Raw genomic sequence first — 9756 nt, 5'->3', positions numbered from 1 at the left:
CTAGTGACCTGGTTTTGAGGTCGTGGGTCGCCACGTGAGGCGTCTGCTGTTTCAGATTGCGGGGTTCGCCTGCGGCAGGTCATGCGTTCACGCTGTCCTGTGTGCATGGGCGATACCCGGCTGGAACCTGTCGTGTTGTCGGACGTCGAGCGGCTGACGCTGGAGAACTGGGCCAAGCGCCGCTCGACCGCACAGGGGCTGGCCGTTCGCGCACGCATCGTGCTGGCGTGCGCGAACGGCTGGAACAACACCGTGGTCGCCGCGCGACTCGATGTCGGCAGAGACACCGTGCGCCGATGGCGCACACGGTTCCTGCGCGACCGCCTCGACGGACTCACGGACGAGCCGCGGCCCGGAGTGCCGCGGACCATCACCGACGCCCAGGTCGAAGAGGTAGTGGTCCGCACCTTGGAAGAGACACCGCCGGCCGGGACACACTGGTCGAAACGGGAGCTGGCCAAGGTCGTGGGGATCTCCCCGGCCAGTGTCCTGAGGATCTGGCACGCCTTCGGCCTCCAGCCGTGGCGGACCGAGACGTTCAAGATCTCCCCGGACCCGTTCCTGATCGACAAGATCCGTGACGTCGTCGGCTTGTATCTCGCTCCGCCGGCGAACGCCGTGGTGTTCGCGGTCGACGAGAAGCCACAGATCCAGGCCCTCCAGCGGACCGCTCCGGTCCTGCCGATGATTCCCGGAGTGCCCGAGCGCCGGAGCTTCGACTACGTCCGACACGGGACCGTCGACCTGTTCGCCGCCCTGAACACCGCGACCGGCAAGGTCATCACCAAGCTGTCCGCGCAGCACCGGGCAGTCGACTTCCGTGACTTCCTCGACGAGATCGACCGCCAGACCGAGCCCGGCCTGGCGGTCCACGTGATCTGTGACAACCTTTCCGCCCACAAGGCGCCCGTCGTGCACAAGTGGCTCCTCGCGCACCCCCGCTTCCGGCTGCACTTCACGCCGACGTACTCGTCGTGGATCAACCAGGTCGAGCGGTGGTTCGCCGAGCTGGAACGGCGCTGCCTCGCACGCGGGGTGTTCTGCTCACTCGACGACCTCAAGACCGCACTCGAAGAGTGGATCAAGGTCTGGAACGACCAGGCCAAGCCCTTCACCTGGACCAAGACCGCCGACCAGATCCTCGACCGCATCTGCCGCTACTGCGACAGGATCTCCGAACCAGTTCACTAGAGCCTGTCCGGCGGATCACTGATCGTGCTTCAGCCGACAACGCAGGCTGACTATCCTCGCATCGTGAATAGTCACGTGTTCGAGCTGGTGTGGGGTGGCGTCACTCTCGTGGGCGGGGGGCTTTTGGCCACCAATGTCCGAGGGGTAGCCGACCGGTTCCAAATGATGTCCTACGCCTACCGATCGTGGCCCAGCAGTGTCATCACGTGCAGAGTAATCGGGGGCGCCTTCGCGCTCGTCGGGGCAGGGATCCTTGCTGCTGCCGGGCTCTGAACGGCCGGCGGTGCAATGGCACCCGTGCAGCAGTGAGCGTTTTCAGCGTTGCCTCGCCAGGGTGAGGGCAGCTTTGATGATGACGGTCATACGGTTGGGGCTGATGCGCGATGTCCGGAAGATCTGCCAGGACTTCAGCCGTGCCATGCCGCGCTCGACCGGTGCTCTTGCCGCGGCCAAGGCCCGGTTGACGGTGCGCTGGGTAAGGGTGAGTTCACCGCCCGGTGGCCGTTTGAATCCGGTGGCGACCCAGGGGCCGGCGCCTGTGTAGGCGCTGTCGGCTAGGACGGGGATGCCCTGGCCTTCGCAGACACGGATGATCCGGTGGGTGCGGGCCGCGGTGAGGTCAAGAGTGCGAGCCCGGCAGGGCGGGCGAGATCCACAGCAGCTCGCCGGCGCGGGATCGGTGAGGACCTGGACGTTCACGCCGTGCCGGCGATGCTTGGCCGAGTAGTCCGCCCGGCTGTCGCCGACGCGGTCGCACGTGGCGAGGGTCCCGTCGAGCAGGACGAAGTCCGGATCGTGCTCGCGCAGCGTCGTGAGCAGGCCTGGGGCCCATTCGGCGAGCAGGCCGATCACGCGGGTGACGTACGTGCGGGCGGTGCCGACGGATATCCCGAAACCGGACGCGATCCGGGTGAGGGTGTCGTGGCGGCGCAGGTAGACCAGAGTGACGAGCGCACGCCGGTGCGGCGGGAGCTTGCAGCGGCGGTCACCCTCGCGGGTGACGATGAGCATGGTGACCCGCTCGACCAGGGCGTGAGGGAGGTCGAGTGCGGGAGGATAGGGAACCAACAGGGATCCTGTGTCGGCGGGTTGAGACGTCGAACACCTCCCTCAACGGCACGGGAGCCTTTGTGCGTTGCGGCTTTCACCTCGACCTGGCCGGCGTCACCCGATCAGTGGCCACGCTGAAAACGCTCAGTGTCTGCCAGCGTCCCCGCACCATTGATCCCGCCGTCAGCAGGGCTCCTTGGCGTGCTGGTGTCGTGTTCCACGGCCGGGACGTTTCATGGGGCGGGAACTTCGTGGCTGTCGCACTACGGGCCCGCCGCCGGACCGCCCTCGAGGCAGTCTCGTCCTGCGCCTGTCCTGTGCAGGCGGCGCTGCTTTCCTCGTATGTCTGGCCTGGCCCTGGTGGTCTTGTGCGGGACCGTCAGTACGTCCCTGGGCTCTCGCACTCGTCCCTAAGGGCTGTCCGGCTCGGGGGTCGTGGGGTGTGCTGTGCCTCGGGGTGCTTTGGGTAGGGTCAGAGGCTGGCGGGCCGTGTGTCGGGGCGGATTTCGGAACTGGACTGGGCTGGGCGGGTAGTGGTGGCCATCGATGTCGCTGTGGTCGGCGGACTCGTGTACGGAGTCGGTGGACAGTGTGTGGACGTCTACCGGCCCACGGCAGTGTCGGAAACCCTCTCGCCCGTCGTGCTGCTGTGGCACGGAAGAGGGCCGGACGAGCGGGACGTCCTCGCGCCGCTCGCCCGGGCCGCGGCCTCGCTTGGTGTGGTGTGCTTCGTTCCGGACTGGCGGCCGGACGCCGACGACGGCGGCCGGAGTCATCTGCGGGAGTCCGCGCTCTTCGTCCGGCGGAATGCCGCCGAGTTCGGCGGGGACGCCGGCCGGATCGTCCTCGCCGGCTGGTCCCTGGGAGCCAACGCGGTGACGGCCGCCGCCCTGGACCCGGACGCACTGGACGGCTGGCGGCCTCAGGCCGTCGTCGGCATCGCCGGCGCGTACACCCGGCCTCAGCCGTTGACCGGGCGCGCCCCCCTCGACGTCTTGGCGGAGGCGGACAGGACGCTGCCGGACATCCCTGTCCGGCTGGTCCACGGAACCGCCGACACGCTTGTGGCTGTCCGGCAGTCGCGCGAGTTCCACGCAGCGCTGCAGCGCCAGGGCCGGCCGGCCTCGCTCGACGAGTCCGACGCCGATCACGCCGGCGTGATCATGGCCGAGTACGACCCCGAGTCACAGCGCTGCCGTCCCAGCCGTAGTCCTGGCGTCGTGGAGGCCGGGATGCGGACCGTCCGGCGGATCGTTGAAGCCGCCCCTCACCCCCGCACGCGCGGGCCTCGCAGCGGTCACTGAACAGTCCTGATCGTCCGGCATCCATTCCTGAGTGTTCCCGCGCGCGTGCGTGGCGCCGGGGTCGTGAGGAGCAGGTCGTCCTGCGTCCGCTCCAGCGGGGCGGTGGCCTGGTGCACTCGACCGGCCGGGCACGGACCATACTGGTCGGGCCCTGATCACCCAATGGACGGTTCCATGGCCAAGAACAGCCCTTCATCGACCATCGCTCCCGACACCGCCTGGCTCGCACGGGGGCGTCACCTCGGGCCCGAAGCCGAGCGGGACGTCCGGCGCAATCTGATCGCCCTCAAGGCGGCCAAGGTGATCGACGACTTCCTGGACCTCGACCCCGTCGAGGCGGCGCGCTCGACCGACATGTTCCCCCGCGACGCCTCCGCCGATCCCGGTCCGTCCGCCCGCCGTCTCTTCGAAGCCCGCTGGCGGGTCGCCGGCGACGTCACCGTACGCGCCCACCTCACGACGTACGAGCCGGCGTCACGCCGGGCCGACAGCGAGGGTGAGGTCGACTGGGTGCTCGCCGCCGAGGCCGAGCGGCCGTGGGAGTCGCGCTGGCTCTCGCCCGCCACCGTGTTCTGGCCCGACAGCGACCAGGTCGCCTGGGATCACGACGGTCCGGCAGGCGTGCGTCTGCGGGCAGCCAACCACCTGCCGAAGGACGACGGAGAGCTGCGGCGCCTGCTGCGCGAGTGCAGTCGGCAGAGCTGGTTCGTCCACGTCGTGGTGCACGAGGCGATGACGCCGGACACGCTGGGCCGGCGGCCGGTCACGGCGTTCCTGCCGCCGAGCCTGAAGCACCGTGTGGTCGAGCACCGGGCCACTCCGGAGCAGGCGCTGATCGCCGACTTCGCCATGAAGCGCGAACTGGGTGTCGGGCTCCCGCGCGGCGGCGCCGTCGTCCTGCCCTCGACACCGCAGGTCGCCGGCTACGACGCCGAACGCTTCACCGTACGGGACGTGTTCCTCGACGGCACCGAACCGACCGAACTCCTCTGCAGGATCACGGAGTACGCCTCCCTGCCGCGACCGCTGCCGACCGACGCCGAAGCGGCCCTGACGCGCCTTCGCGAGGGCTGGCACCTGCTCACACCGCAGGAGGAGCTGGTCCACGCACGCGCCATGGTGACCCGGTACGCCAAAGCGCTGCGGGCCATGACGGAGTCGAGTGACCTCTATCGCGAGGCAGCGGAGTCGGCACTCGCCGCGCTCGCCGAGGCGACCGGGAACAACAGCCCGCCCGCGGCGCCCACACCGGCCGCCGTCGACCAGGAGAACGCCCCACGGAAGTCCGCCTTCACGAAGCGGCTCCCTCTCTTCCGTGGCCTCAACCGGTGAGGAGCGTGCACGGACGCCTCTGAACTCGGCGTGGCGGTCGCCCGGAGGCGGCGGGGGCGGTGTTTGCTGTCCCGCCGCGTCGGCTCGGCTCGGCTCCAGGCGTTGCCTGACCCTTGAGATCCCCGCGCGTACGGCCAGGGCTCGCGCGTGGCCCGCTTGGGGAGGCGGCGCATCGAAGCGCTCGGGCGGCGTCGGGCCGGGCGCGTCGATGTCGGGCTGGTGGTGCGGCCGTCGGGCCCCCCGTGGCGGGCGTCGGCGTCGGCTGGGGGCGTCGGCGTTTCGGCCAATCGGGGTGGTCGGTGTCTCGTTGGGGCGTGCGGGTCGGTGCATTCGCCATGCTTCGACACGCGCCGAATCGCAGGGTTCCGACCGCGTCCGAAAGACACCAGTTCGATATCCGGGCGGGGTCGTTGAGCTTTCCGACCACGCCGGACTGTCGTCCAGGAGGACCCGCCGTTGAACCCCTCCCCCATGCCGATGAACTCGCGGCAGAAGTCCACGCCGCCCGCGCCTGAGCCTGAACCTGCGCCCGCGCCCGCGCCTGAGCCCGCGCCCGCGCCCGCGGAGATCGTCTACAACGGGCAGTACGCCATCAACCCCCTCGCCGAGGTGTCCTTCCGGCACATGTGCGCGCGGATCCCCGCCGTCCTGGGCCGCATCGCGCGGCTGTCGTGGCGCATCGACCGGCGGGCCGTGCAGCTGCTCGTCGGCTGCCAGGTGGTGACGGGCGTCTCGGCGGCCGTGCTGCTGACCGCGACCGCCCGTGCCATGGAGCCCGTCCTCGGCGCCGGTTCCGCCGGGCACCGGCTGCGGGGTGCGTTGCCGGCCCTGCTGGTGGTGGCACTGGCCGCGGCGCTGGCTCGTACGGCGGGGGCGCTGGCCTCGTACGCGGACCGGCGGATCACGCCGCGGCTGACGACGGAGACGGACTCGGCGCTCGTCGAGGCGGTGTGCCGGGTGGAGGCGGTGGCGTACGCGGAGGACGGGTTCGCCGACCGGCGCGAGGCGGCGGAGATGGGGGTGTCGCGGACCCACGTGATGGTCACGGACGCGCAGCGGTTCGTGTCGGCGGTGATCCGCATGGTCACCGCGAGCGGTGTGCTGTCGGTTCTGAACCCGCTGATGCTGCCGCTGCTCCTGCTCGCCGTACTGCCTGCCGGTGTCGGGGCCGTGCTGAGCGCCCGGGTGGATTACGAGATCCACTACGCGAACGTCGCGGACCGCAACGTGCGGGGGATGATGCGATGGTGGGCGACCGAGGCCAGGTACAGCGACGAGGTCCGCGCCAACTCCATGACCGACTACCTCGTCTACTGGCACCGGGCCCTGTCCGACCGATGTGACAGGCGTAGCCTGGCCGCCGCGCCGCGGACGCTGCGGATCGCCCTGCTGTCCGCGCTGGCCGGCGGCGTCTTCCTCCTGGCGACGTGGGGTGTTCTGGCGTGGCTGGCCGTGTCCGGACGGGTCGATCTCGCGGTCGCCGCGACGGCCGTCATCGCCGTCCAGACCACGCTCGCCGCCCTGTCCCAGGTCGTCGTCAACGGCGCCGCCGTGTTCCACACCAGCCTGTACCTCGGCGACATGCAGTCCTTCCTTGACGACGCCGCGGCCCGAGCTCCCCGGCGCGGTCCGGGCCGGCTCACCGCACCGGTCGACGAGATCCGCCTGGACCAGGTCGTCTACCGGTACCCGGGCAGGGACAAGAACGCCGTCGACGGCGTTTCGCTGGCCCTGCGGCGGGGACAGATCCTCGCGGTCGTCGGGGCGAACGGCTCGGGGAAGAGCACCCTCACCCGCCTGCTGACCGGGGTCTACCTGCCGGACAAGGGCGCGGTCTCGTGGAACGGCACCGACCTTGCCGGCGTGGCCCCCGCCACCGTGTGGGCGCGCACCGGTCTGGTGCCGCAGATCTTCGCCCAGTGGCCGCTGCGCGTCCGCGAGAACGTGACCCTAGGGCAGCCCCGTACCCACGACGACACCGCGGTGTGGGAGGCCGTCGACGCGGTCGGACTGCGCGAGGCCGTCGAGGACCTCCCGGCGGGTCTCGACACGCTCCTGGCGCGGGACATCTTCGGCGGAACGGAGCTCTCAGGGGGTCAGTGGCAGCGCGTCGCGTGCTCCCGAGCCCTGTACCGCCGGCCCGAGCTGTTGATCCTCGACGAGCCCACCTCTCAGATGGACCCGCGGGGCGAGCACCAGATCTTCGAGAAGATCAAGGCCATCTCCGCCGACCGCATCACGATCGTGGTCACGCACCGCCTGGAGAACACCAGGATCGCCGACCACATCGTCGTGATGGAGCACGGCCGGATCACCGAGCAGGGCCGGTACGACGACCTCGCGCATGGGGGCGGGACCTTCGCGGAGCTCCTGGAACTCTCCCAGGATCGCTGAGTCCCCAGGAGAACGTCTTCACCGCGGACTACCGGACCAGCCGCAGCATCGTCCGCCAGTCAGGCCCTGGATCCGCTGCGCGGGGCGAGCAGCTCGTCGAACGGCGGCCCGGCGGTGGCATCTGAGGCTTCCAACGAGTCCTTCGGAGGCTGGACGAAGACCTTCACCGATCCACGGCTCTGCGCGACCGTCGTGGACCGACTGACCTTCAACGGCACGATCATCGAGACCGGCACCGACTCCTACCGCCTCGCCTCCACCCGAGCCCAAGCGGAGCGAGCAGCCGGCTGACAGGCTGAGGAGGTGCGTCATGAGGCGCTGGCGGGGTTCCAGCTTCGACCTCCCGCAGCAGTTCCCCGTCATCGTCATAGAACTCAAGACTGAACCGCAGACCGAACCGGGTCAGTAACGCAGCCGGCTCTTCGAACTGTTAAGGACCGACTCCGTTCAGGAGCGTGTCTCCGTCAGTCGGGTCGACCTCGATGCGGCACCAGCTGGTCTCGACCTCATACAACTCCCACGACGAGCCAGATCTGGAACTCCAGCCAGCCCCGATGAACCGCTCGGCCACCAACGATGCACTCGCGGCTCCTGCCAGGCTGCCACACACATTGTTGTTGATCTCAAGCCAGACGGGATCGAGCGGCTGTCCCGCGTCCGATATATCCACAATTGGATTATGAAGCAGACCCCGCAGCCCGCCATCGCACACGCTATCGACATCACAACTCGGTTCTGGCACAGATCACGGGGAGCGGTCGCGGAGTGTCAACGGGGCAGCACCAGTTGGGTCAGCCTGCAGGGCGGTTCGCAGTGGTAGTCGAAATTTCCGGGCACTCTCGCGACCCGTGCCGGCATCGTATGAATCATGGCAGCGATAGACGACACATTCGAACCTGACGGCCCTGTCCGCAGCGCCTATCCACCCCTGATGGAGGCAGCGTGGCTGTATCAGTCGGATCAGGTGTGTTCGGAAGGCCTGCCGATGACCGCTGCCCAGGCACTCGCAATCGGAATGGACACGCCGGCCCTGCGCGAGCTCGCCGGTCTGTCGCGTCATGCGGATCCCCGGGACATTCGTGACACATTCGAGCAGGCTCTTCAAGAATTGGGGATCGATCTGCCCGATCACCACCTGGCCCGACGATACGCGCTGCTCAGGCTGGCCGCGCGATTCACCGCCGGAGAGGTGGATCTTGCCGAGTTGGCATCGGACGACTGGTCGGAGACGGAGGTCGAGACCGCCGAGGAGCAGGCATTCTTGGCTCTACTCCCGCCCTGCGCGTGCTGTATCGAGTACACGCTGGGGCTCGACGAGGAGGCATGGGAAGCACAACTGCAGATCGCGGCCTGCGCCTTGGTCTCGCATCCCGCTGTCGGGCCGCGCTTCTGAAGATTGGGGTCAGAAGGCATTTCTGACGCAACCTCTGGGGTCGCGGTCGCGGAGAGTCACTGAAGCAGGATCATCTTGCGGAGTAGTCCGAACCCGGCTCGGCCGTAGAGCTGCCTCTTGATCTTCTTGATTCGGTTGACGGCGCCCTCGATGCTGCCGGAGCTCCAGTCGAGAGTGAGCCCGGCGGTCACGGCGTCAAGGTCTCGGAGCAGGTGGAGTGCGAAGCCTGTGAGGCCGGGCGGCCGGCTGGCGTCGACTGCGTCGATCCAGGTGGGGAGTGTGGAGCCGAGGCGGTCGGTGAGTATCTCGGCGAAGTCGCGGACGTGTCCGTCGGCCGTGTCCAGTTCGGGGCAGCGGGCCAGGACGTCCTTGAGGCCGGCCCGGTCTTCCTCGGTCAGGGCGGTCGGGTGCCGGGTGAGCCAGCCGGTCACCTGCCGCACCGTCGGCGGCCGGGGTGGCGCCTCGGACGGAACCCGCGCAAGTGGCGATGTGTGCGCGGACCATGCCGTGGGCGACAGGAGCGTGCTCGGCTGCCCGCGGTCGTCGCCGGCCTGACCCGGCCCTGGAACTCCGGAGTCGTCGAGGCCAGGTCAACCGGGTCAAAATGCTCAAGCGCCAGACGTCCGGACGCGCCGGCTTCGGCCTTCTTCGCAAGCGGGTTCTCCTCGCCCCGTGACCGATGTCAGTGAGGCTTTTCCATCATCGGTCTAAGCTGGCCAAATGCAGTGTGAGCACGGCTTGGACGAGGCCGGTGATCCGGGTGGTCGAGCATCGGAGCTTGCGAAGGAGCCGCCAGGACTTGAGGGTGGCCATGGCCTGCTCGACGAGGGCGCGGATCTTCGCGTGGGACCGGTTCACCGCCTGCTGACCGTTGGAAAGATTCTCCCACCGCCCCCAGCAGGGGGTGCGGACCGTGCCGCCGGCACCTCGGTAGCCCTTGTCGGCCCAGCACATGATGTCGGCCTCGGCGAGGGCGTCGACGATGCCGTGTTCGCGGGCCGCGCGGACATCGTGGACGGCACCGGGCAGGGCTGGTGAAGCCCACAGCAGCCGGCCGAAGGGATCGGCGAGGACCTGCACGTTCATCCCGTG

8 protein-coding genes and 1 pseudogene are annotated in these 9756 nt (G+C 69.2%); 6 read left to right on the top strand and 3 right to left on the bottom strand.

Features of this window, described 5'->3' with window-relative positions; all coding sequences use genetic code 11:
- Nucleotides 1-105 precede the first annotated feature (105 nt).
- A complete protein-coding gene (locus ESG85_RS34160) occupies nucleotides 106-1191 on the top strand; it encodes an IS630 family transposase (protein WP_128979488.1) in 1086 nt (361 codons plus the stop codon).
- A gap of 315 nt (nucleotides 1192-1506) precedes the next feature.
- Here the strand turns inward: ESG85_RS34160 and ESG85_RS34150 are convergent, their stop codons facing one another.
- Entirely contained in the window at nucleotides 1507-2259 is a 753-nt protein-coding gene (locus tag ESG85_RS34150) for a transposase (protein ID WP_246095566.1), read from the bottom strand.
- Between the two features lie 575 nt (nucleotides 2260-2834).
- Between ESG85_RS34150 and ESG85_RS34145 the strand changes: the two genes are divergently transcribed.
- The 5 genes and pseudogenes from ESG85_RS34145 to ESG85_RS35420 all read left to right on the top strand — a co-directional run bounded on the left by ESG85_RS34145 (nucleotide 2835) and on the right by ESG85_RS35420 (nucleotide 8664).
- Nucleotides 2835-3545 (top strand): alpha/beta hydrolase, encoded by a 711-nt coding sequence (locus ESG85_RS34145; RefSeq protein WP_164986388.1) that lies wholly within the window; start codon nucleotides 2835-2837, stop codon nucleotides 3543-3545.
- Nucleotides 3546-3719: 174 nt separating this feature from the next.
- The gene (locus tag ESG85_RS34140; protein WP_128985054.1) at nucleotides 3720-4877 is read left to right on the top strand and encodes a hypothetical protein; all 1158 of its coding nucleotides are present in this window, start codon (nucleotides 3720-3722) and stop codon (nucleotides 4875-4877) included.
- A gap of 477 nt (nucleotides 4878-5354) precedes the next feature.
- On the top strand, nucleotides 5355-7271 hold the full coding sequence (locus tag ESG85_RS34135) for an ATP-binding cassette domain-containing protein (RefSeq protein ID WP_164986391.1): 1917 nt from the start codon (nucleotides 5355-5357) through the stop codon (nucleotides 7269-7271).
- A 126-nt stretch (nucleotides 7272-7397) separates the two neighbouring features.
- Nucleotides 7398-7562: pseudogene (locus tag ESG85_RS34130) on the top strand (ATP-binding protein); the annotation flags it as partial.
- A 577-nt stretch (nucleotides 7563-8139) separates the two neighbouring features.
- Nucleotides 8140-8664, top strand: coding sequence for a hypothetical protein (locus ESG85_RS35420; RefSeq protein WP_181019191.1), 525 nt, complete (start codon nucleotides 8140-8142; stop codon nucleotides 8662-8664).
- Nucleotides 8665-8720: 56 nt separating this feature from the next.
- Here ESG85_RS35420 and ESG85_RS34120 read toward each other — a convergent pair whose 3' ends face one another.
- Complete coding sequence (locus tag ESG85_RS34120; protein WP_246095564.1) at nucleotides 8721-9095, bottom strand: transposase; 375 nt, start codon at nucleotides 9093-9095, stop codon at nucleotides 8721-8723.
- Between the two features lie 268 nt (nucleotides 9096-9363).
- A partial coding sequence (locus ESG85_RS34110) for a transposase family protein (protein ID WP_164986387.1) occupies nucleotides 9364-9756 on the bottom strand: 393 nt, incomplete at its 5' end.

The sequence above is a fragment of the Streptomyces roseicoloratus genome (assembly GCF_004117935.1).
Classification (GTDB): Bacteria; Actinomycetota; Actinomycetes; order Streptomycetales; family Streptomycetaceae; genus Streptomyces; species Streptomyces roseicoloratus.
This window is presented reverse-complemented; position numbering and strand designations above follow the sequence as displayed.